17 protein-coding genes and 2 pseudogenes are annotated in these 22,526 nt (G+C 57.7%); 15 read left to right on the plus strand and 4 right to left on the minus strand.

Going from position 1 to position 22,526, the window contains the following annotated elements; genetic code table 11:
* Positions 1 to 70 precede the first annotated feature (70 nt).
* The 9 genes from xylB (at position 71) to HU727_RS05670 (ending at position 12,008) form a co-directional block, all read left to right on the plus strand.
* Positions 71 to 1,567 (plus strand): xylulokinase, encoded by a 1,497-nt coding sequence (xylB, locus tag HU727_RS05630; RefSeq protein WP_186528954.1) that lies wholly within the window; start codon positions 71 to 73, stop codon positions 1,565 to 1,567.
* A 13-nt stretch (positions 1,568 to 1,580) separates the two neighbouring features.
* On the plus strand, positions 1,581 to 2,519 hold the full coding sequence (locus tag HU727_RS05635; RefSeq protein WP_186528956.1) for a carbohydrate kinase family protein: 939 nt from the start codon (positions 1,581 to 1,583) through the stop codon (positions 2,517 to 2,519).
* A gap of 44 nt (positions 2,520 to 2,563) precedes the next feature.
* Entirely contained in the window at positions 2,564 to 3,184 is a 621-nt protein-coding gene (locus HU727_RS05640; RefSeq protein WP_186528958.1) for a transglycosylase SLT domain-containing protein, read from the plus strand.
* A gap of 319 nt (positions 3,185 to 3,503) precedes the next feature.
* Positions 3,504 to 5,552, plus strand: coding sequence for a type VI secretion system Vgr family protein (locus HU727_RS05645; protein ID WP_186528960.1), 2,049 nt, complete (start codon positions 3,504 to 3,506; stop codon positions 5,550 to 5,552).
* Entirely contained in the window at positions 5,543 to 6,400 is an 858-nt protein-coding gene (locus tag HU727_RS05650; RefSeq protein ID WP_186528962.1) for a DUF4123 domain-containing protein, read from the plus strand. The genes HU727_RS05645 and HU727_RS05650 overlap by 10 nt, the downstream gene beginning before the upstream one ends.
* A 28-nt stretch (positions 6,401 to 6,428) precedes the next feature.
* Positions 6,429 to 9,992: a LysM peptidoglycan-binding domain-containing protein gene (locus tag HU727_RS05655; protein WP_186528969.1), complete on the plus strand. Its 3,564-nt coding sequence runs from the start codon at positions 6,429 to 6,431 to the stop codon at positions 9,990 to 9,992.
* On the plus strand, positions 9,989 to 10,978 hold the full coding sequence (locus tag HU727_RS05660) for a tetratricopeptide repeat protein (RefSeq protein WP_225919776.1): 990 nt from the start codon (positions 9,989 to 9,991) through the stop codon (positions 10,976 to 10,978). The genes HU727_RS05655 and HU727_RS05660 overlap by 4 nt, the downstream gene beginning before the upstream one ends.
* Before the next feature lie 270 nt (positions 10,979 to 11,248).
* Entirely contained in the window at positions 11,249 to 11,518 is a 270-nt protein-coding gene (locus HU727_RS05665; RefSeq protein ID WP_186528971.1) for a DUF2790 domain-containing protein, read from the plus strand.
* Between the two features lie 91 nt (positions 11,519 to 11,609).
* A complete protein-coding gene (locus HU727_RS05670; RefSeq protein WP_186528973.1) occupies positions 11,610 to 12,008 on the plus strand; it encodes a hypothetical protein in 399 nt (132 codons plus the stop codon).
* Here HU727_RS05670 and HU727_RS05675 read toward each other — a convergent pair.
* The gene (locus HU727_RS05675; RefSeq protein WP_186528975.1) at positions 12,005 to 12,274 is read right to left on the minus strand and encodes a DUF1652 domain-containing protein; all 270 of its coding nucleotides are present in this window, start codon (positions 12,272 to 12,274) and stop codon (positions 12,005 to 12,007) included. The two genes, HU727_RS05670 and HU727_RS05675, sit on opposite strands and share 4 nt — an antisense overlap.
* Before the next feature lie 368 nt (positions 12,275 to 12,642).
* Here HU727_RS05675 and eco point away from each other — a divergent pair, with 368 nt between their 5' ends.
* The gene (gene eco, locus HU727_RS05680) at positions 12,643 to 13,128 is read left to right on the plus strand and encodes a serine protease inhibitor ecotin (protein ID WP_186528984.1); all 486 of its coding nucleotides are present in this window, start codon (positions 12,643 to 12,645) and stop codon (positions 13,126 to 13,128) included.
* 72 nt (positions 13,129 to 13,200) lie between these two features.
* On the opposite strand, the pseudogene ilvA reads toward eco, so the two are convergent.
* A pseudogene (ilvA, locus tag HU727_RS05685) lies at positions 13,201 to 14,190 on the minus strand (threonine ammonia-lyase, biosynthetic); the annotation flags it as partial.
* Positions 14,191 to 14,440: 250 nt separating this feature from the next.
* Here ilvA and HU727_RS05690 point away from each other — a divergent pair.
* The 3 genes and pseudogenes from HU727_RS05690 (at position 14,441) to pncA (ending at position 15,771) form a co-directional block, all read left to right on the plus strand.
* Positions 14,441 to 14,776 carry a DUF2834 domain-containing protein gene (locus tag HU727_RS05690; RefSeq protein ID WP_186528994.1) on the plus strand — a complete coding sequence of 112 codons (336 nt, stop codon included), beginning with the start codon at positions 14,441 to 14,443 and terminating at the stop codon, positions 14,774 to 14,776.
* Between the two features lie 151 nt (positions 14,777 to 14,927).
* Positions 14,928 to 15,089: pseudogene (locus HU727_RS05695) on the plus strand (tetratricopeptide repeat protein); the annotation flags it as partial.
* A gap of 52 nt (positions 15,090 to 15,141) precedes the next feature.
* Positions 15,142 to 15,771, plus strand: coding sequence for a bifunctional nicotinamidase/pyrazinamidase (pncA, locus tag HU727_RS05700; protein ID WP_186529003.1), 630 nt, complete (start codon positions 15,142 to 15,144; stop codon positions 15,769 to 15,771).
* A gap of 15 nt (positions 15,772 to 15,786) precedes the next feature.
* On the opposite strand, the gene HU727_RS05705 is transcribed toward pncA, so the two are convergent.
* The gene (locus HU727_RS05705) at positions 15,787 to 17,088 is read right to left on the minus strand and encodes an ATP-binding protein (RefSeq protein ID WP_186529005.1); all 1,302 of its coding nucleotides are present in this window, start codon (positions 17,086 to 17,088) and stop codon (positions 15,787 to 15,789) included.
* A 4-nt stretch (positions 17,089 to 17,092) separates the two neighbouring features.
* Positions 17,093 to 17,794 (minus strand): response regulator, encoded by a 702-nt coding sequence (locus HU727_RS05710; RefSeq protein ID WP_016774890.1) that lies wholly within the window; start codon positions 17,792 to 17,794, stop codon positions 17,093 to 17,095.
* 264 nt (positions 17,795 to 18,058) lie between these two features.
* Between HU727_RS05710 and HU727_RS05715 the strand changes: the two genes are divergently transcribed.
* Positions 18,059 to 19,216, plus strand: coding sequence for an efflux RND transporter periplasmic adaptor subunit (locus HU727_RS05715; protein ID WP_186529007.1), 1,158 nt, complete (start codon positions 18,059 to 18,061; stop codon positions 19,214 to 19,216).
* A gap of 15 nt (positions 19,217 to 19,231) precedes the next feature.
* Positions 19,232 to 22,330, plus strand: coding sequence for a multidrug efflux RND transporter permease subunit (locus tag HU727_RS05720; protein WP_186529009.1), 3,099 nt, complete (start codon positions 19,232 to 19,234; stop codon positions 22,328 to 22,330).
* The last annotated feature ends 196 nt before the right edge of the window (positions 22,331 to 22,526 follow it).

Raw genomic sequence — 22,526 nt, forward strand, 5'->3', positions numbered from 1 at the left:
AAAGCGGACGCAGAGCGTCCATTGAGGCGTTCCCACGCAGAGCATGGGAACGAGCAGCCGTGGAGTCCTCATGACAACAACAAAGCTCTTCCTGGGTATCGACTGCGGCACCCAAGGCACCAAAGCGATCATCCTCGATGCCGCCAGCGGCCAGGTCCTCGGTCAAGGCGCAGCGCCACACACGATGATCAGCGGCGCCAACGGCCGTCGCGAACAAGACGTTCAGCAATGGCTGGACGCATTCGTCAGCGCGACCCACCAGGCCTTGCAAGCAGCCAATGTCGACGGCCAGTCGATCCTCGGTATCGGCGTCTCCGGCCAGCAACACGGCCTCGTTCTGCTGGACGACGAAGGCGAAGTCCTGCGCCCGGCCAAGCTGTGGTGCGACACCGAAACCGCCGCTGAAAACGCTCGATTACTCGCGCATCTGGGCGGTGAAGAAGGCTCGCTGGAGCGCCTTGGCGTGGTCATCGCGCCGGGCTACACCGTTTCAAAATTGCTTTGGACGAAAGAACAACACCCCGACGTGTTCTCGCGCATTGCGCGCATTCTGCTGCCCCACGACTACCTGAATTTCTGGCTCACCGGCCGCGCCTGCAGCGAATACGGTGACGCCTCGGGCACAGGCTATTTCAACGTGCGCACGCGCCAGTGGGACTTGCAAATGCTGCGCGACATTGACCCCAGCGGGCGCCTGAAGGCCGCACTGCCAGAGCTGATCGACGCGCACGCGGCGGTAGGTACGATCCTGCCGGCGATTGCCGAACAGTTGGGCATCAACCCCAACGCTGTGGTCGCCAGCGGCGGCGGCGACAATATGATGGGTGCCATCGGCACCGGCAACATTCAGCCCGGCGCGATCACCATGAGCCTGGGTTCTTCCGGCACGGTCTACGCCTATTCGGATGCGCCAAACGTCAGCGCGGACGCGTCGGTCGCCACGTTCTGCTCTTCCAGCGGCGGCTGGCTGCCGTTGATCTGCACCATGAACCTGACCAACGCCACCGGTGCGATTCGCGAACTGTTCAAGCTCGACCTGACAGCATTCAACGCATTGGTTGCACAGTCGCCCATCGGCGCCGAGGGCGTGAGCATGCTGCCGTTTCTCAACGGCGAGCGCGTCCCCGCCCTGCCCCACGCCACGGGCAGCCTGCACGGGCTGACGATGGAGAACCTGACCCAGGCCAATCTTTGCCGCGCCGCCGTCGAAGGCACCACCTTCGGTTTGCGCTACGGGCTGGATTTGCTCCGTCAGAATGGTTTACAAAGCCTGCGCATTTGCCTGATCGGCGGCGGTTCGAAGAGCGCAGTGTGGCGGCAGATCGTCGCCGACATCATGGACGCCCCGGTCATCTGCACAGAACAAAGTGAAGCCGCAGCATTGGGTGCTGCGATTCAGGCAGCCTGGTGTGAGTCGCTGTCGAGCGGGGACGAGGTCTCCCTGGCTGATCTATGTCGGCGCTGCGTGAAACTCGATACCCACAGCGAAACCCTGCCGATTGCCGCCAACGTCGCGGCATTCCAGCAGGCCTACGAACGCTATCAACAGCATGTCGCAACCCTATAAAGAGCAAACAATCATGTATCTGGTGTGTGGCGAAGCCCTGTTTGATTTCTTCAGCGAAAACGACGCCAGTGGTTTGGCCTCGAAAGTGAATTTCAAAGCGGTTGCCGGCGGCTCGCCGTTCAACGTCGCTGTGGGTCTGCGCCGTCTGGGCGTGGACTCGGCTTTGTTGGGCGGCCTGTCCACCGATTACCTCGGCCGACGTTTGCAGCAAGTGCTGCAAGACGAAGGCGTGTGCCCCGACTATCTGGTGGATTTCGCCGCCCCGACCACCCTGGCGATGGTCGCAGTCGGCGCCAATGGCTCGCCGCACTACAGCTTTCGCGGCGAAGGGTGTGCCGATCGACAACTGAGCGAGGCGCATCTGCCAACGCTCGGCGCAGAGGTACGCGGCTTGCACATCGGCTCGTTTTCGCTGGTGGTTCAGCCGATCGGCGACACGCTGCTCAAGCTGGTTCAGCGTGAAAGCGGCAAGCGCCTGATCAGCCTCGACCCCAACGTGCGCCTCAACCCTGAGCCGAACATCGAGCTGTGGCGCGAACGCATCACGACACTGGTGCAACTGGCCGACCTGATCAAGGTCAGCGATGAAGACTTGAGCCTGCTCTACCCGGAGCAAGATCCGCAGAACGTCATCGAAGGCTGGCTCGAGCATCGCTGTCAGCTGGTGTTCCTCACGCGCGGCGGTGAAGGCGCCACGGTGTACAGTCGCGCCCATGGCTCATGGTCGGCACCGGCAAGCCCGGTGAAGATCGCCGATACCGTCGGTGCCGGCGATACCTTCCAGGCGGCGTTGATCACCTGGTTGACCGAACATTCGCTGGACTCGGTCGAAGGCGTGCAGCAGCTCGCCCGCGAGCAGATCGACCGCATGCTGAGATTCGCCATCCAGGCCGCTGCGCTGACTTGCAGCAAGACCGGTCCGGATCTGCCCTATCGTCATCAATTGACTTGAGCGCGTAGACTGTCGGCCTTTTTGCGCATGACGGGAAACGGCTTTTGAATCACAGGCACACCCTCGCACTACTGACCCTGGCGACCCTGCTGAGCGGTTGCGGCACCTCGCCGCCCCGCTCACCGGAAGACATCTGCGAGATCTTTCGCGAAAAAGACGACTGGTACGACGCCGCGCAAGTCACGCAAAAACGCTGGGGGGTGCCGATTCAGGTGCCCTTCGCGATCATGTATCAGGAATCCGGCTACCGCTACGACGCCAAAACGCCGCGCAAATACCTGTTATGGGTGATTCCGTGGGGCCGGGTGTCGACGGCTTCCGGCTATGCGCAAGCCAAAGACGAAGTCTGGTCCGACTACCAGAAAAGCACCGGCCGCAACTGGGCCGACCGCGAAGACTTCGACGACGCGATCGACTTCATCGGCTGGTACATGGACAAGACCACCTCGATCAACGGCGTCTACAAATACGATGCCTACAACCAATACCTGAATTACCACGAAGGCTGGGGCGGTTTTCGCAACAAGACCTATGCGAGCAAGGCGTGGCTGCTGCCAACGGCACGCAAGGTGCAGAACCGCTCGGACCTGTATGCGCGGCAATATGCCGGCTGCAAGGAAGAGTTGAATCGCGGGTTCTGGAGTCGGTTCTGGCATTGGTTGTAGCCCGGCTCCAACGCCTCCTCGCGAGCGGTTCATTCCTATGTCGGGGCACGATTGCGTTGCTCTGAAGCCCCCTGTAGGCGTGAGCCCGCTCGCGATGGCACTCGATCAGGCGCTAAATTCAGGGTAATGGCGCATCGACATCCATGGCATTCGCCCTTGAATCAATGCGCAAAAGCCCAGATTTACTGGGCGAAACCGCATACCTAAGGGTTTTCCCGATGCCATTGAGCCCCCACGCCTACGGCATTTGCGCCTTGAATGAGGCCGTCTAATCCTGCAACATCCATCACCTGCTTATTCAACGGACGGAATTCAAGGCATGCTGGACGCCAATGCAACCCACATCACCCTCACGATCGAAGACGCCAACGCCGACCTGCAAGTCCTCAGCTTCACCGGTCGCGAAGCCCTCAACGAACCGTTCCGTTTTGACCTCGAACTGGTCAGCGCCCGCCCCGACCTGAAACTTGAAGAACTGCTGCACAAGCGCGCCTGCCTGACCTTCGGCGCCACCGGCGAAGGCAAGATTCATGGCCAGGTCTACCGCATCGAGCAAGGCGACTCCGGCAAAACCCTGACCCGGTACAGCATCAGCCTGGTGCCGCAACTGGCCTATCTGCGGCACAACCATGATCAACAGATTTTCCAGCAACTGACGGTGCCCAAGATCATCGCCCAGGTGCTGGAAGATCGCGGCATCCTCTCTGACGCCTACAGCTTCCAGCTCAACGCCGAGTACCCGGAACGCGAATACTGCGTGCAGTACGACGAGTCCGACCTGCATTTCATTCAGCGCCTGTGCGAAGAGGAAGGCATTCACTTCCACTTCCAGCACAGCGGCAGCGGCCACAAACTGGTGTTCGGCGACGATCAGACCGTGTTCCGCAAACTGAAGCCGGTCAGCTACCAGCAGGACTCCGGCATGGCCGCCGAGAAACCGGTGATCAAGCGCTTCAACCTCCGCCTGGAAACCCGCACCACCCGCGTCAGCCGCCGCGACTACGATTTCGAAAAACCCAAGCTGCTGCCCGAAGGCGCGGCCAAATCCGAGTTCGCCCCGGACCTGGAAGACTACGATTACCCTGGCCGCTTCACCACTCGCGAGCGCGGCAAGTTCCTCTCGACCCGCGCCCTCGAACGCCATCGCAGCGACTACAAACTCGCCGAAGGCAAAGGCGACGAGCCGACCCTCACCAGCGGCCATTTCCTCTCCCTCGCCGAACACCCGCGTGCCGAGTGGAACGACCTGTGGCTGCTGCTGGAAGTCTTCCACGAAGGCAAACAACCGCAAGTGCTCGGCGAAAACGTCACCAGCGACGTCACCGACAACAAAAGCGATTTCCATCAGGGCTACCGCAACAGCTTCCTCGCCACCCCGTGGGACGCGCACTACCGCCCTGCCCTCGAACACCCGAAACCGAAAGTCCTCGGCAGCCAGACCGCTGTCGTCACCGGGCCTGCCGGCGAAGAAATCCACTGCGATCAGTACGGCCGCATCAAAGTGCAATTTCACTGGGACCGCGACGGCCAGTCCGACGACAAAACCACCTGCTGGATGCGCGTCGCCAGTGGCTGGGCAGGCAGCGCCTACGGCGGCATCGCCATCCCGCGCATCGGTATGGAAGTGCTGGTCACCTTCCTCGAAGGCGACCCCGACCAGCCCCTCGTCACCGGCTGCCTGTACCACAAGGAAAACGTCGTCCCCTACGACCTGCCGGCCAACAAGACCCGCAGCACCTTCAAAACCCTCAGCTCCCCGGGCGGCAAGGGCTACAACGAATTTCGCATCGAAGACAAAAAAGGCGCCGAACAGATCTACATCCACGCCCAGCGCGACTGGGACGAAAACATCGAACACGACCAGAAAATCCGCGTCGGCAACGAACGCCACGACACCGTTGAAGCCAACACGCTGAGCGAGTTCAAGGTCGAAGAACACCGCATTACCCATCTGGACCGGATCAGCGAAATGCGCGCCGATGACCACCTGACGGTGGGTGTGACGCAGCATGTGAAGGTGGGGACTGGGCAGTTTGTTGAGGCTGGGAACGAAATCCATTACTACGCCGGCCAGAGAGTCGTGGTCGAAGGCGCGATGGAGTTGACCGCCAAGGCTGGTGGCAGCTTCGTCAAGGTCGATGCGGGTGGCGTGACCATCAGCGGCGCTGAGGTGAAGGTCAATACGGGCGGTGCGCCCGGGGTGGGCACGCCGGCGGCGCCGTTGTTGCCAGGGCCGATGAAAGTTGTGGATGCGGATAAGGCGGGGAAAGCACCGCTCCCTGCCCGCCTTAATGAGTCAGGTATCACCCCGCTGTGTGGAAAACAGAGTAACGGCGCTTGCAGCCGTAAGGATTGCACATGCATGTAAAAGCGCTGAGCGACCTCCTCTCGGAGCCTCGTTATAATTTTTCGGACTTGCCCGTTACCAGCGAATCGCTGTGTTTCATCATCGACCAAGGGCTCCAACCAGACGCTTTGGGCCGTCTTTATCGACTAGGCGAACCCGTTGTTGCCCACGGTCTGTTTGTTGGGACAGACCTAGCGGACATTCCTGACGAGCCATTGTGGCTGGTGGCCCCAAAGGGCGGCAAAGTGGCAAAGGTCGCTGTGGACCTATGTGAGGAACGCTTTTCGGGAATTGCAATCTCAACCCGGGATCCTGAAAAAGCTTTGGCTCATGCGCGCTGGCTGCTTAAGGCAAACGATGGTTCAGGTGGCCAAAGCCTGCTGAGCTTCCACAAGCCGAGCCTGTGGGCAGCGCTGGCGTACACCGCCGATAAAGCATTCGATCAGTTACTAGGCTGCTGGGATGCGGTCTACAGCCCGGCGCCGATTCATTTCGGTCAAGAAGGTGGTCGATGGCTGGTCTGGAAGACCAACGGTGAATCGACATGGTCAGGTGATAGAGCGGCGTTCAATCTGCCTGAGGCAGCTGCGAAAGTACAAGCGCGCCTGGGCTGGGTGTATTGGGTCGATGAGGAATACGTAGCATTCAATGAGCCAGACGATGACCGCTTGAATGACATTGCGGACAACCTCGACTTGCTGCTCAAGAGCAACATTTATGATGGCGATCACCTGCTCAAGCTTGGCCCTGTCGTGAACGGTCCGCTGTTCGAGACACAGCTTGGGATCATGGCGATCCTGCAATCAAAGGACGAGTCGTTTATCAAAGTAGATCGGCTCCTGGAATCAGCCGCCGTCGCCAGACATTAAGGCGACGCGACAACAGAACGGAATCACCATGGAAATTACAAATCACGCCGTGATGCCTGGCGAAACTCTGGGCAAGATCGCTACGAGTTACAACACCACTGTGGCGCAACTTCGTCAGATGAACCCCTTCATCACCAATACGGACAATGTCAAAGTCGGATGGAACCTGAGCGTTCCGAAAGCCGCTCAATCGCCTGCTGCGCCTGCCACTCAGACATCCGCCGCAGCTCAACCGCCTGCGCAGACGCCCCCTGAGGCAGCAACTCAGTGCTCTGCGGAGGGCTTGGTTGAACTGGAGTCTGTCAAAGACACCCCAGATCAGAGCCCAAAGACCTTCAAGCCACACGCGCCTCCATGCTCGAAAAAATTTGCCAGCGCGATATATGCCACCGAAGAGCAAGAGTTCTGGCTGCTTCCCGAAAGGGCAAAGTCCGCCATCAAAGAATCCATGTTCGCCCTGGATAAAATGATTGAGCCGAGCAAACCACGTGATGCACGCCTCAACGGGCTGCAGGAATCGGGTTTGCTGGAATACTTCCTTGAGCCCAAGTTGAGTAATTTCCTCACGGGCGCGCAGCGTGCACGCATGGAAGAGTTTGAAGCTCTGGGAGATGAAATCGATATTGATCCTGCGACGGCTAAGCAAAGACAAGACGAAGTCGATAAGAAAAGTCCAGTAGCTACTCCTGCCTCCCTTCCTCAGGAGGACACTGCTCGATCGCGCATGGATCAAATGACAGCCGAAACGGAAGCCCGCGAGGGCATCCGTCAGCAGTACGTAGACTTTCACAACCGTCGGGCTGAGTTCAACGCGCTTAAAAAAGAGGCTGTAGCGGCAGCTAAACTGCAAGGCTACACCTACGAAAGTGGGTCGTTGTACTCCAAGGAAGCCATCGAAGCCCGCGCCCGCGTGCAAGCTTATCTGGAGGCTCGCAAGAAATTCCTCGGCAACAAAGACTTCAAGCAGGTATCGCTGGAAGACGTTGCCAAAGCCTTGGCAGAGAAGAAAAAAAGCTACGAAAACATCTGCAGCGGCATGAATGATTGCACCGCCGATCTGGTGGGATACGCCTACACGCTATACAAAAATGCCGATGCGCTGGATTATCATGCGTACACCGAATCCATCATGAAAGCATCCGATTATGGAATCGCGCTTCCAGAGTTTGCACTGATAAACGACGGACTTGCCTCTGGCATCGAACAATTCAAGCTGTATTTGGATACAGAGAAAAAGCAATCGGAAGTAACTGCGCAGCTTCAGGACAAGTACAAACGCTGGATCGAAGCAACCGGCCAGAATGCCCAGGCCCCTGCAGGTTTGGTGGATGCAGAGCGTAAAAAGTGGGACCAACTGCAGAAAATCAAAGAAGGCCTCCATACAGCCGCTCAGAATAATGTCAACGCGACGAAACCTGCACGTTATCTGATCTGGGAGCCGGAAGCGTTCCAGCCCAAGCCTGTAGACCGCATGGTTAAACCGGGTTTTCCTTTGCGCGAAGTCAGCCTTTCGGACTCCAAGGGCACTCCCTTGGGCTGGTTCAGTATGTCGAACCTGAAAGACGCAAAAAAAATCCTCGAAGAGGATGGCAGAAAAGTCCTTGGTTCTGTACCCAAGGCCTTTAAGAGTCCCCCGACAGATGCCACCGAAGGCTCTGATAAAAACAGCGAGCTCAGTTCGTTCCGCCAATGGCTGTTGGCTCAGGGCGCGGTAAAGTTCAGCGATCAGGTCGGCGACTGTTTCGATGAAAAAGGCTGGTTCAAAGCCAAAGACTTTTACGCTCACTTGAAAAAGGAAGGTTATGAGGTCGCCGAACTAGAGGACGAGGCAGCTCTTACCAATTGGGGCAAGCATCTTCAGCAACTGGTGTTCCAGAAAAGTGTACGCGGTAAGGTGAGACTCTTCGATGCCAGTCCTCAGGCGCAGTTCGTTCGCTGCCTGACACCTCCGCAGCCAAGCATTCACGGTGAAGTGAAACTTGAAGGCCCGAAGATGTCCGCAGCCGAGGGATTCCAGGTATCTGGCGAGATGGGAATGAGCCTGGACTTGGCACGCGGCGAAGTTCAGTTGATGAAAGTGGACATGCCTGCCAAAGCCAGCGCTCGAGAAATCATGCTTGACTATCTCTTGGACGGCAGTCCGCGACAAATGAGTTTCGGCCGCTTCTCCTTTCACTTTGGTGTAAAGGCCTGGGGTTACGCTGGAGCGTCGTTATTGTTAGCTGGCAGCGTTGAGCTGAGCCCTATCTTCGGCAACGTCAAATATGGAGCGTCGCTGAGCCCGGTAAAACGCGCACAACGTGAAGACGCTTCTGCAAAAGAAGAACGCGCCGATCACGCAGCCGCCAAGCAAGCAAAAACCGATAGCGGTGACGATAGTCCTACTCCTGATCTTGAACACAAGTCGAAATCCGGCACCTACGCCGACTCCAAAAGCACAGAGCAACTGCGCGGCGGACGTTTCGCCAAAGTACAAATCGAAAACGGCGCAAAAGCCAGCTTCAATGTCTTCGGGGGTTTGCAAGCCGCCATTGAGCTTACCGGCGTATTGAACTGGGCACCGCCAAAAGAACTCGCCGCCTTACGCACCGCACCTTCAACGGGGATTGGCAGCGCTAAAGATGCGAAAAATGCAAATCCATGGTTGACGCTGGCCAAGTTGAGCGGTTCAGTTGGGGTGGCGTTTGGCGCGGGCTTTCAGGGAACGGCGCAGGTGTCTCTCGATAAGGGGCGTTTTATTTTGAACTTGAAAGCGGCTGTGGTACTTGGCCCAGGTGCAAATGGTAGCTTCAAGTTCGAAGTTGGTTATGAGGCAGTGGTTGACCTTGTCAACTTGTATCGCAGGGAGTTGCACAGAGCCAAAGGCAGAAAAGTGGAGTGGATGGAGACAGAAGCGGGACAGTTTGCATCGGCGCTGAACGCATTAGGAGCTGCTGGGCTTAGTGTGGAAATGTCTTACCTGATGGGTTGGAGTGTTGTCATGGACTTGTATGACGCGATGACCAGCGGAGGAAAAGGTGGCCCTATTGCTCATGCTATTATTGAATACCAAAACCCAGACGAGTTAAAAAAATGGGTGGTAGAGGCCACCCCTGCCGCGTTAGGCCCGATTTTGTTGACACTGATGTCTAATCCGGAGGAGTTCGCCATAGCCACAGCGAAACAAACTAGCATTAGCGCTTCAAACGATGGCAAGAAAAAATATACTAGAGATACAGCATATTTAGCGCAACAGACAGCGATCGAGATGATAATTACTCATATAACTACTAACGCTCAAGAGAAAGGAAGCCTACCGGAGGCTCAGAAACAATTTGAGCTAGCCTGCGCATGCATGAACAAATTCGGGGTCGAACCGGTTGATACCGGTCAAAAATACTGTGAAAACCGCTATTTGTTGGACAATTTCATGAGCGAACCAGTGCTTGCGGTAACTGAAGCACTCGGAAACACTACCAGGGCTCGATATAAGAAAAATGCTTCGCTATTAGGTGGGCCGATTGATGGATCCTGCAAAATTTTTATGCATGAAAACAGCTACATACCAAGGCCTTCTGTGAAATTTTCAGCTCCAGCGGGAAAATCAAATTGATAAACTTAAAAAAATTGTTTGCTACAACCTTCTGTGTCCTCCTTATATTTCTCTGCAATACCGCTAATGCAACACTAACAAAAGAGCAAGAAGAAGCGAAGAAGAAAGGCATTGAGCTCTACAATCAATACAAAGCAATATCCGCAATCGAGTTTTTAGAAATCGCTGCAAAGGGTGGTGACAATGAAGCACTTTACTATCTAGGAGAATCAATAAGAAAAAACAACAGATATATGACCCAAGAAGCGCAAAAGGCTTACGAGGAGTCAGCAAAAAAAGGCGATATTTACTCTATGATTCGGCTCGGCGGCGCGGACCAAGATTTGTGCGTAACTATGAACAATTGTTCTTCCTCTGAGCAATCGCCTAAAGATTGGATGAACAAAGCCAAAAACCTTGCTACAGATCAGGCATTTCATGGTGACGCTGAGTCGATGTACCTACTATGGGAGATAACAGGAAACGATGAATGGCTTGAAAAGTCCGCAGAAAAAGGTTTTGCGTTAGCGCAATTTCGTTTAGCGACCAAGTATCAAGAGGGGGGAGGCATGTTCCTACTACCCTCTAGCAGATCAGATGAAATCGAAAAATGGATGAAAGCCGCTGCAGAGAATGGTTATCCACCAGCCATGATGGGATTTGCCGCTACCAGGATTGAAAAGGCCGATTTGTCATCATTTAGAAAATGGAATGAAAAAGCTGCAGCCTCAGGCTATGCATCTGCAGTTTTTGGTTACGCGTCATATATTGGCGAAGCTGAACCAAAATACGGATTCGAATCAGACCCGGTAAAGTCATACGCACTATTGTCGAATCTACTGGAGCTTGATGGTGGTGGAAACGTAATAAACAACGTTAACGACGTATTGCCGGAAGTAGAAAAAAAGCTGTCAAAAGAGCAATTAGAAAAAGCAAAAGAACTCGCAAAAACGTGGAAGGCCACTCACCCACCGCTCTCGTTTTTTCCAGATAAATTAGGGTACTGAAATTTAGCAGTACAGCCTTATCATTAATTTTTTTCGAGCACGTCAAAGCCTGTACCCTTATGATTCATATCGCAAACGACAAATGCCCGAGACAAGGGAAAAGCAACCGTAAATAACTCAGCTCATGTTCACATCGGTTAACTCAGCCTTAACGCCACAGTCAGAGACTCCATATCACCGCACACCCTCAGCTCTCCCCCGCTGACGCCCAGTGCGGCAGGCTCGCCCGGCTTCGTGCCGGGCGCCTACCCGCAACGCTGGAGTCCTCTCATGAACATTCGCCCCTTCCTGCTCACCGCCACCCTCGCCTGCGGCTCAATCGCGGGGTTGGCCCAGGCCAATGACACCGCTGCCCCGTCCAGCCCAGTGCCCTACCAATACGGCATGCCGCTGCACGTCGCGAAGGTGCTTTCGCTAACCGAACCGCCGACCCTGGAATGCAAGGTCATCACCGCCGACATGAAATACATCGACAACACCGGCAATCCCGCACAGATCAGTTACAGGAAATTATCTGACGCTTGCAGTCAACAGAACTGACAGACACTTCTGATTTTCCGGTTGGCCATAGGCGTTGGGTGGTTTCGGCGGGTATGCTCGCAGCCTCCCCTAACTGCCGCAAGGACTGGCCATGCAGTTGTCGTTTCGTACGTTGTCGAGTTTCACTTCCATGTTGTGTTTTCTGCTGGCGCTGGTCTGGGGGTTTTTCCCAGATGTGTTGCTGACCCTCTGGAGCATCGGCTATTCGGATGGAATAGGAATAGTTGCGCGGCGTATCGCGGTGTTGTTTGCAGCGTTGGGGATGATGTTTTATCTGTTGCGCAATGCTCCGCCATCAGTGTCACGGGGTGCACTGAGCAACGGCTTTATGGTGGGCTGTTTCGGTTTGGCGGCGCTGGGTTTTGGCGAATGGCTCAATGGCCATGCCGGCCCCGGAATCTTGCTCGCGGTGCTCGTCGAGTTCGCGCTGGGCCTTGGTTTTGTGCAGGCCCGGCGCGTGACGGTCGAACTGAGTGAAACGGTGGGTTAAACGGCTCGGGAGCGTGTGGTGCTTTGATGTGTTGCGGTCTGATGCGCCAGATCCGAACGCAGGCCCGCGACCAGATTGTTTATTTCACGGCAGCTGTTGAGCCGGCTTGCGTCGATGCCGCTGACATACAATTCGGTCTGGTCAGTCCGATGGTCGGCGAACACTTTCACAGACATCGACAAGTCCGGCGACAGCGTGCATTGGCAGCGTTTCGGCAGGAAGCTGCTTTCGATGATGTTGCGAAGTTCCAAGGCAGATAAAAACATGGCGAACCCTCTCCTTTCTGTGCGATTGCCAATCAAGTATTCACGCTGACCCTTTGCTGCGCCTTCACGGGTGTGCCCCCGCTGTTTCCCTGGTGCGGCAAGTGGTGGTACTGCGAAATGCCCATTGGAGTGTAGGCGCCCAAACCCGGTGCGCCGCACTGAAAGAACGCATAAAACGTGCCTTTGATCGGTTGGTTTTGCTCCCTTCAAAATCAAGCACTTGGAATAGTGGCCAGCATCCTGCTATTTGCAAAATGCATGAACCGACCATCCGTCCCCTGCAATCTGCAATCTCCCGGCTAATTTGCTTTCGAAGTCTTTGACGGCAACAATGTCTCCATTGCAATTCAACCCGCACGGAGGCTTCCATGAATTCCTTAGGCATTTGCGCGACCACTGGCTTGTTCATCGCCAGCCTGTCCACCCTCGCCCACGCCGCCAAACTCGAAGACGTCGCGCCGTATCCCAAGGCCGAAACAGGGTTTACTCGACAAGTCATTCATCTGCCTAAACAAGATCAGGAGGAGGACTTCAAAGTAGAAATTCTCGCCGGCAAAACTCTTGAAGTGGATTGCAACCGTCAGCGCCTGGGCGGCGTGCTCGATGAAAAGAATCTGCAAGGCTGGGGCTATCCGTTCTACCGCCTGGAAAAGGTCTCCGGCCCGATGAGCACGATGATGGCGTGTCCGCCAGGTAGCCAGAAAAAACGCGCCTTCGTGCCGGTCGTCGGTGACGGCTTCATGTTGCGCTATAACAGCAAGTTGCCGGTGGTGGTTTACGCGCCTTCGGACGTGGAAGTGCGTTATCGCATCTGGTCGGCGTCGGACAAAGTCGGCACTGCCCTGCAGGAATAACCGTTGCGGTCATTCACGAGCGCAGTTTCCTGCGCTCGTTGCTGTTCATCACGCCGGCACGCCGCAAGCAGCGGCGCGCTCGGCAACGTGGCGCAGGCTGTCGAAGTTGATATTGGCGCCTGAGTCAATGGCGACAAACGTCTGATCACGAATGCCGCTGCGTGCCACGTACTGTTTGATTCCCGCGACGGCCAAAGCGCCGGACGGTTCGGTGATCGAGCGGGTGTCGTCGTAGATGTTCTTGATGGCGGCGCAGAGTTCGTCATTGCTGACCGTGATCACCTCGTCCACGCAGAAGCGGCAGACCTCGAAGCCGAACTCACCGATCTGTGCCACCGCTACACCGTCGGCGAATGTGCCGACGCGGGGTAGAACCACTCGCTCGTCCGCGTTCAAAGCCGCTTGCAGGCAGGCCGAGTGCTCGGACTCTACACCGATGATGCGCACTTCCGGGCGCAAGTATTTGACGTAAGCCGCGGTGCCGGCAATCAAACCGCCGCCTCCGACCGGGATGAAAATCGCATCCAGCGCGCCCTGGTGCTGGCGCAGAATTTCCATCGCCACGGTGCCCTGCCCGGCGATCACGTCAGGGTCATCGAAGGGTGAAACGAACGTACGGCCGCTCCGTTCGGCCAATTCCAGCGCGCGGGCCAAGGCAAACGGAAAACTATCGCCATGCAGCAGCGCTTCAGCTCCGCGACTTCGCACCCCAAGTACTTTGAGTTCAGGAGTCGTGGAAGGCATGACGATAGTCGCTGCGATGCCCAGCTCTCGAGCTGCGAGCGCTACGCCTTGCGCGTGATTACCCGCTGATGCAGTGATCACTCCGCGAAGCTTTTGCTCGTCACTCAGTTGCACGAGCTTGTTGTAGGCGCCGCGGATTTTGAAGGAGAACGTCGGTTGCAGGTCTTCGCGTTTGAGCAGGATCCGGTTGCCCAACGCTTCGGACAACGCCGGAGCAGCCTGCAAAGGCGTGCGCACCGCAATGTCGTACACCGGCGCCGCGAGGATCTTTTTTACGTAGTGTTCAAGCAGGGCTTGCTGGTCGGGGCTGTGCGGCATCGTCGTCTCCTGACATTTTCAAGCACCCCGGAGACAGAAAGTAAAAACCCGCCTCTAGGGCGGGTTGGGTGCTGCAGTCGTGAGCTAGCCCGCCAAATAAGGAATGGCGGTAATAATGCTTGGCTGGCAGCGCAATACGGTGAAAGTCATGGGCTGGAAATTAGCCTGCGAGCTGCTGACAAGTCAATGGCCAATTGTGGCCCCCGCCGGTAGTCTGGCGATTCTGATAATCACACCAAGGAAGGAACACATGCTGACCATCGCCCTGCCCCTCACCGCTTTGCTCGCTTTTAGTGGTTACACCGTTTCGGTGATGCTTCAGGCCGAACAGTCGTTGGTCAACTTCGGTATCGGCCTGATGTCACGGCCAGACACGGCGCAGGTGGTGATAGATCTGTATCTGCTGGCGACGCTCGCCGGGGTGTGGATGGTCAAGGACGCCCGCGCTCGCGGACGATCGGCCTGGTCGGTGATGCCTTATCTGTTGCTGACAGCGGTGTTCGTCTCGGTCGGACCGTTGTTGTATCTGGTGGTTCGTGGGGTGCAGGATCGGCACAAGTCGGGCGCGGCGACTTCGGTGAGCTGAGTCAGTTGCTCGGCGGTCATGGTAAGGCTGCCAGCTTCGGATCAACGGTATTGGGCCTGCTGCATAACCTTTGAATCTTCCTCAGAACTGGACAGTCACTGAAAAGGAGAACAACACATTCCGCTCCGAGCAATGAACGTGGAGATTAATCATGAAGATCCGCCAAGTCCTGTTCGCTATCCCAGTGCTGGTCGCCACACTGTCGAGCCCCTCGATTTTCGCCGGCGACGAAAGCGACGCCGTCAAAAAGCCCGAATGCCCGAAAGGCCAGGTCTGGGACAGTAAAACGCAGCAATGCGTGCTGCAGACCAGCGGCTGACCGCGCCCTGCTAAACTGGCCTCGGTTTTATTCCCAGGATTGCCCTGTGCCCATTTCGCCCCGCGCTGCATTGTTGGTTATCGATGTTCAAAACGACTTCATTCCCGGCGGTCAACTGCCGGTGCCTGAAGGTGATCTGGTCGTGCCGCTGATCAACCGGCTCGCACGCCAGTTCAAACACGTCGTCGTTTCTCAGGACTGGCACCCGAGCGGCCACATCTCGTTTGCCTCTAGCCACCCCGGGCGCCAGCCCTTCGAGTTGATTGAGTTGCCATACGGCGCGCAAACGCTATGGCCCGAGCATTGCGTGCAAGACACCGACGGTGCGCAGTTTCACCCGGAACTGGACTTGCCGCATGCGCAATTGATCATTCGCAAAGGCTGCAATCTCGGAATCGACAGTTACTCGGCGTTTCTCGAAGCGGACCGAAGCACCACCACCGGGCTATCCGGATATTTGAGAGAGCGTGGTATCGACACCGTTTACATGGTCGGGCTGGCGCTGGACTTCTGCGTGATGTTTTCGGCTCTGGATGCGCGCGCGGCGGGTTTCAATGCGTTTGTGGTGCTGGATGCCTGCCGAGCCATCGATCTGGACGGCTCGCTGGCTGCAGCGATCATCCGAATGCAGGAGGCAGGCGTTGGTCTGATTCAATCGTCGGATCTCCCGGCCTGAAATCCGTACAAAGATTCAGGCCGTAGCCGGCAACCACAGCCTGAATCGAGCACCACCCAACGGCGAACTCTCCACCGTCAACGTGCCACCCTGTGCTTCCAGCGCTCGCCGACTGATTGCCAAGCCAAGACCAAACCCCCCCGTCGCGCGATCACGGCTGCGATCGAGCCGATAAAACGGTTCAAAGATCCGCTCTCGCTCGTCATCAGGGATACCGATGCCATCGTCGTCGACCCAGATCTCGCAACCGGCGGCGTTGACCTGCACACCAATCTGAATCCGCTTTTCGCAATAGCGCATGGCGTTGCGCAACAGGTTCTGGATGGCCCGGGCGGTCAGGCGCGGGTCCAGCGCGAAACGCTCAAGCTGGCCGTGCAACAGGACATCAATGACGATTTCCGGCGACTCCAGTTCTTCGTCGACGCTGCCCAGAATGCTGTCGATAAATTCATCCAGCGACACCGCGATCCGCTCGGGTGTCTGCGCCGGGTTCTGCAAGCGGCTGTAGGACAGCAACTCCAGCACTAGCTCATCCAGTTCACGAATGTGCGCGACCAGACTCTGCAGACGCTCGCGGCTGGCGCTCGGCAAATCCTCGGACAACGCCAGCGCCAAGCCGAAATCCAGACGAGTCAGCGGCGTACGCAATTCGTGGGAAACGGCGTTGAGCAGGTCGCGTTGCTGGTTGAGCAGATTCTCGATGTCACCTGCCATGGTGTCGAAGACATGGGCGAGGCTGCCAATGTTCGAACTCGGTGCGATCCGGGTTCGTTCGCTCAAATGGCCTTTGCCGAAGCGCTCGGCGGTGCCTTTGAGGCGCTCCAGATCTCGCCAGTGCGGGCGCAGCCAGAGCAAAAGGCAGCCGAGCAACATGGCGCCGATCAGCACATTGATGCTCCAGTACAACAGATCGACGTCAACCGGATCGGGCGGCACGACCATGCGCACCGCCATGTCGCCATTCAGCGGAGTGACCGCCAAAGTGCGCCAGCCCCAGTCGCCGATGCGCACCACGTTTTCACCCCGGCGCAGACGTTCCTGCTCGATGGGCGTGAATACCGGATCATCGATCCGCGTCAGGACGATGTGTAAAGGCTGGAATTCCTTGTCCATTGAAGCGGCAACGGCTGGCCATTGCGCTTGCGGCGCGGCATGAAACTGCTTGGTGATCAGCGTTTGCAGGCCTCGGGAAAAATCCAGGTTGTAAGTGACGAACCGGTCCCGAAAAGCCATGACCACCAGATCCGGCACAAGGTAAATCGCCGCGCTGTACGAAACGATCGTGACCAGATACAGGCGAAACAGGATGCGAAACATCAGCTCAGCATTCCCACTCGGAGCGGCTGAACAGATAGCCCTTGCCCCACACGGTCTTGATCTTGCGAGCTTCACCGGCGTGATCGTCGAACTTGCGCCGAAGTTTGGAAATGGCCACGTCCACCGAACGGTCGGTGCCGTTGAATTCGATGCCACGCAGGCGCTGCAGAATCTGATCGCGACTGAGCACTTCGCCGGCATGCCGGGCCAGTACCACCAACAAGTTGTATTCGCCGCTGGACAACTCAACCGCTTGATCGCGCCAGGTTACGGTGCGCTCGGACAGGTCAATACACAGATTGCCCATGACGATGCGGTCGTTCACAGCCAGCGGTTCGCCGAGGCTGCTGCGTCGCAACAAGGTCCGTACTCGCGCCAGCAGCACCCGTGGCTCGCAGGGTTTGGTGACGTAGTCGTCAGCGCCCATTTCCAGACCCAGTACCTGGTCGTGGCTGTCATCGCGAGCGGTGAGCATCAGGATTGGCAGCGTCGCCGAATCGGCGCGCAGCAAGCGGCAGACCTGCAGGCCATCGAGCCCCGGCAGCATCAGGTCGAGGATCACCAGATCCGGCGGACTGATCCGCGCCCGCTCACGCACATGGTCGCCACGGCCAATGACGCTGACGGAATAACCGTTGCGCTCCAGGTAGCTGGAAATCAGTTCGGCGAGGGCGGTGTCGTCTTCGACCAGGAGGATGTTGGGCATGGGTGTTCCAAAAGATGCTGTGGCGGCAGTCAGCGCTTATTCGCGAGCAGGCTCGCTCCCACAGGAGATCGCATTCAAATGTGGGAGCGAGCCTGCTCGCGAAAGCGATTGAACTGTCGCAATAAATTTCAAGGCCTGCAGGATATACGCCATCGTCCGCCTCTGAGCAAAACCCTTACACAATTTCACACAGCAACTACAAAGCTTCACCGCTAACCTCCCCGTCTGGCCGTAGGATGCGGCCTTCAATATTGGGGGTTGTACATGTCTGGAAAACTGCTGGCCGGCCTAGGCCTGATCGCATTGGCGCTGACGTTGAGCGCCTGTGATTCGTCATCCAACGCCGAAGAGCAGGCGCCGCCGGCCACCGTGCGCGTCGAGACCATTAAAACCGAGCCCCTGTCGATCAGCAGCGAACTGAGCGGCCGCATCGCCGCTCCACGGATTGCCGAAGTGCGCGCACGAGTAGCCGGCGTGGTGTTGCAGCGCACCTATCGCGAAGGCAGCGACGTGAAAAAGGGCGATGTGCTGTTCCGCATCGACCCGGCACCTTTCAAGGCAGACCTGGACAGTGCCGAAGCAGCGCTGCGCAAAGCCGAGGCCAACGCTTTTCAGGCGAAACTGCAAGAGCAACGCTATGCACAGTTGATCGAGGACCAGGCCATCAGCGGTCAGGACTACGACAATGCCCGCGCCGCTGCCCGGCAGACCGCCGCTGATGTCGCCGCCAGCAAGGCAGCGCTGGAACGGGCGAAACTGAACCTCGGTTATGCCACCGTGACCGCGCCGATTTCCGGCCGCATCGGCCGCGCGCTGGTCACCGAAGGTGCGCTGGTGGGGCAGAACGAAACCACGCCGCTGGCGCTGATTCAGCAGCTCAACCCGATCCATGCCGACCTCACCCAGTCGACTCGCGAGCTCAATGAACTGCGCCGGGCGTTCCGTTCAGGGCAGTTACAGGAAGTCGGTCAGGACCAGGTCAAGGCCACACTGATTCAGGATGACGGCAGCCTGTATCCATTGCCCGGCAAGCTGCTGTTCAGCGACATCACCGTTGATCCGGGCACAGGCCAAATCATCCTGCGCAGTGAATTCCCCAATCCGGATCTCGACCTGCTGCCGGGCAGCTTCATCCGCGTACGCCTCGAACAGGCAACCATTCAGAACGGCATTACCGTGCCGCAACGCGCGGTGCAGCGTGACAGTGCCGGCATTGCCCAGGTGCTGACCGTCGATGAGCAGATGCGCGTGGCGCAGCAACCGGTGCAACTGGGTGCGGTGCAGAACAATCGCTGGATCGTCGCCGGCGGCCTGAAACCCGGCGACCGAATTGTCGTTGAAGGTCTGCAACACGCTCGCCCCGGCGAGAAAGTTCAGATCGACGAAACCCCTCTTCCACTTGCCCAGACCACTGGTCAGTAAGCAGGACGCTTTTATATGCCGCAGTTCTTTATAGACCGCCCGGTGTTCGCCTGGGTGGTCGCATTGTTCATCCTGTTGGCCGGTGCCTTGGCCATTCCGCAACTGCCGGTGGCGCAATACCCCGACGTCGCGCCGCCGCAGATTGAAATCTATGCCGTGTACCCTGGCGCCTCGGCGCAGACCGTTGATGAAAGTGTGGTCAGCCTGATCGAGGAGGAGCTCAACGGCGCCGATCATCTGCTCTACTTTGAGTCGCAAAGCAGCCTCGGCAGCGCGACGATCAAGGCGACGTTTCAGCCGGGCACCAATCCGGAGCTGGCCCAGGTCGATGTGCAGAACCGGCTCAAAGTCGTCGAGTCGCGCCTGCCGCAAGCGGTCAATCAGCAAGGCCTGCAGGTGGAGAAAGTCTCTTCCGGCTTTCTATTGTTGATCACCCTGACCTCCAGCGATGGCAAGCTCGATGACGTGGCGCTCAGCGATTATCTGGCGCGCAACGTAATGAACGAAATCAAGCGTCTGGACGGCGTCGGCAAGGCCCAGCTATACGGCGCCGAGCGGGCGATGCGCATCTGGATAGACCCGCAGAAGCTGATCGGTTTCAACCTGACGCCGGCCGATGTCAACGATGCCATCGTCGCGCAAAATGCTCAGATTTCGGCCGGCAGCATCGGCGATTTGCCGTCTCCTTCTTCACAGGAAATCACCGCAACGATTCTGGTGAAGGGCCAGTTATCGACACCGCAGGAATTCGCCGACATCGTGCTCAAGGCCAATCGTGACGGCTCTACGGTGCGCATCGGCGATGTAGCGCGGGTCGAAGTGGGCAGCCAGGAGTATCAGTTCGGCACGCGCCTGAACGGCAAACCTTCCACTGCCGTCGGCGTGCAGCTGTCGCCGGGCGCGAACGCCCTGAACACCGCGACGTTGGTGCGGACAAAGATGGACGAGTTGGCGCGCTATTTCCCGGCAGGTGTGGAGTACAAGATTCCGTACGACACCTCGCCGTTCGTGAAAGTCTCGATTACCAAAGTGATTTACACCCTCGGCGAAGCGATGCTGCTGGTGTTTGCGGTGATGTTCCTGTTCCTGCAGAACGTGCGCTACACGCTGATCCCGACGCTGGTGGTGCCGGTTGCGCTGATGGGCACTTTTGCGACCATGCTGGCGCTGGGGTTCTCGATCAACGTGCTGACCATGTTCGGCATGGTGCTGGCTATCGGCATCCTCGTGGACGACGCCATTGTCGTGGTGGAGAACGTCGAGCGGATCATGGCCACCGAGGGCTTGCCGCCGAAGGAGGCCACGCGCAAGGCGATGACGCAGATTACCGGGGCGATCATCGGCATCACGCTGGTGCTGGTGGCAGTGTTTATTCCGATGGCATTCATGCAGGGTTCAGTCGGTGTGATCTACCAGCAGTTCTCGCTGTCGATGGCCACTTCAATTCTGTTCTCGGCGTTTCTCGCGCTGACCTTGACCCCGGCACTCTGCGCCACACTGCTCAAGCCGATTGCCAAGGGTGAGCATCACGAGAAATCCGGATTCTTCGGTTGGTTCAATCGCCGTTTCGACCATTTGACCGAACGCTATCAAGGCTGGGTCGGCTATGCCTTGAAACGCACAGGCCGCTACCTGTTGATCTATGTCGTGCTGCTGGTGAGCCTGGGCATTTGCTTCGCGCGCCTGCCCTCCTCGTTTCTGCCGACGGAAGATCAGGGTTACACCATCACCGATATTCAACTGCCGCCCGGCGCGACCAAGAATCGTACCGTGCAAGTGGCCGAACAGCTTGAGGCGCATAACGCTGGCGAACCGGGAATCAGTGACAGCGTCGTGATCCTTGGCTTCAGCTTCTCCGGCAGCGGACAGAACGCGGCGCTGGCGTTTTCGACGCTCAAGGATTGGTCTGAACGTGGCGGTGACGATGCCGCCAGTTCGATTGCCGAGCGCGCCAACGTTGCCCTGAGCCAGATCAAGGACGCCATGGCGTTCTCGGTGCTGCCGCCGCCGGTGGATGGTCTCGGCACCTCAAGCGGTTTCGAGTTTCGCTTGCAGGATCGCGCAGGCCTCGGTCACGCGACGCTGATGCAGGCGCGTACCGAGTTGCTCGCCGCCGCCGAGAAAAGTCCGGTGCTTATGAACGTGCGCGAAAGTGCTCTGGCCGAAGCACCGCAAGTGCAGTTGGTTGTAGACCGCAAGAAGGCCAATGCCCTGGGCGTATCGTTTGCCGATGTCGGCAGCGTGCTGTCCACTGCGGTGGGTTCCAGCTACATCAACGATTTCCCGAATCAGGGCCGCATGCAGCGCGTCGTCGTGCAAGCTGAAGGCGACCAGCGCAGCCAGGTGGACGACTTGCTGAAAATGCACGTGCGCAACAACGCCGGGAACATGGTGCCGCTGTCGGCCTTCGTCCAGGCGAACTGGATTCAAGGTCCTGCCCAGTTGACCCGCTACAACGGTTATCCAGCGATTGCGATTTCAGGCGAACCGTCACCGGGTCACAGCACCGGCGAAGCCATGGCGGAAGTCGAGCGTCTGGTCGCGCTGGGGCCGAAGGGTCTGGGTCAGGAGTGGACTGGTCTCTCGTTGCAGGAACGTTTGTCAGGTAATCAGGCGCCGATCCTGCTCGGCTTGTCGCTGCTGGTGGTGTTCCTGTGCCTGGCGGCGCTGTACGAGAGCTGGTCGATCCCGACATCAGTGCTGCTCGTTGTGCCGCTTGGCGTACTGGGCGCGGTACTGGCCGTGACGATGCGCGGGATGCCCAACGATGTGTTCTTCAAGGTCGGTCTGATAACCATCATCGGACTGTCGGCGAAGAACGCGATCCTGATCATCGAGTTCGCCAAGAGCCTGTATGACGAAGGTCACGATCTGATCGACGCGACTTTACAAGCAGCGCGTTTGCGCCTGCGACCGATTGTGATGACGTCGCTGGCTTTCATTCTCGGCGTGGTGCCATTGGCCATTGCCACCGGCGCCAGCTCGGCGAGTCAGCAGGCGATTGGTACCGGGGTGATTGGCGGGATGATTACCGCGACGCTGGCGGTGATCTTTGTCCCTGTGTTCTTCGTCGTCGTCATGAAGCTTGTACAACGATTTACAAAGCCCCGCTGATTCCAATGTAGGAGCTGCCGAAGGCTGCGATCTTTTGACTTTGCTTTTGGAAGATCAAAAGATCGCAGCCTTCGGCAGCTCCTACAAAAGCCGGATCGCCTGCGCTATGGTGCAGAGACAGTTCACCAACGTGAGTCCCCATGCGCTTCGTCGCCCAGACCCACCTCGCCGTGCGCGCCAAGGCTCCGGACGTCCA

It is taken from the genome of Pseudomonas khorasanensis (assembly GCF_014268505.2).
Taxonomy (GTDB): Bacteria; Pseudomonadota; Gammaproteobacteria; order Pseudomonadales; family Pseudomonadaceae; genus Aquipseudomonas; species Aquipseudomonas khorasanensis.

What these genes read in the sequence shown, in the direction of transcription:
- xylB (WP_186528954.1), top strand. Translation starts at nt 71, where the DNA reads ATGACAACAACAAAGCTCTTCCTGGGTATCGACTGCGGCACCCAAGGC.
- HU727_RS05635 (WP_186528956.1), top strand. Translation starts at nt 1,581, where the DNA reads ATGTATCTGGTGTGTGGCGAAGCCCTGTTTGATTTCTTCAGCGAAAAC.
- HU727_RS05645 (WP_186528960.1), top strand. Translation starts at nt 3,504, where the DNA reads ATGCTGGACGCCAATGCAACCCACATCACCCTCACGATCGAAGACGCC.
- HU727_RS05650 (WP_186528962.1), top strand. Translation starts at nt 5,543, where the DNA reads ATGCATGTAAAAGCGCTGAGCGACCTCCTCTCGGAGCCTCGTTATAAT.
- HU727_RS05655 (WP_186528969.1), top strand. Translation starts at nt 6,429, where the DNA reads ATGGAAATTACAAATCACGCCGTGATGCCTGGCGAAACTCTGGGCAAG.
- HU727_RS05665 (WP_186528971.1), top strand. Translation starts at nt 11,249, where the DNA reads ATGAACATTCGCCCCTTCCTGCTCACCGCCACCCTCGCCTGCGGCTCA.
- HU727_RS05670 (WP_186528973.1), top strand. Translation starts at nt 11,610, where the DNA reads ATGCAGTTGTCGTTTCGTACGTTGTCGAGTTTCACTTCCATGTTGTGT.
- HU727_RS05675 (WP_186528975.1), bottom strand. Translation starts at nt 12,274, where the DNA reads ATGTTTTTATCTGCCTTGGAACTTCGCAACATCATCGAAAGCAGCTTC.
- eco (WP_186528984.1), top strand. Translation starts at nt 12,643, where the DNA reads ATGAATTCCTTAGGCATTTGCGCGACCACTGGCTTGTTCATCGCCAGC.
- HU727_RS05690 (WP_186528994.1), top strand. Translation starts at nt 14,441, where the DNA reads ATGCTGACCATCGCCCTGCCCCTCACCGCTTTGCTCGCTTTTAGTGGT.
- HU727_RS05705 (WP_186529005.1), bottom strand. Translation starts at nt 17,088, where the DNA reads ATGTTTCGCATCCTGTTTCGCCTGTATCTGGTCACGATCGTTTCGTAC.
- HU727_RS05710 (WP_016774890.1), bottom strand. Translation starts at nt 17,794, where the DNA reads ATGCCCAACATCCTCCTGGTCGAAGACGACACCGCCCTCGCCGAACTG.
- HU727_RS05715 (WP_186529007.1), top strand. Translation starts at nt 18,059, where the DNA reads ATGTCTGGAAAACTGCTGGCCGGCCTAGGCCTGATCGCATTGGCGCTG.
- HU727_RS05720 (WP_186529009.1), top strand. Translation starts at nt 19,232, where the DNA reads ATGCCGCAGTTCTTTATAGACCGCCCGGTGTTCGCCTGGGTGGTCGCA.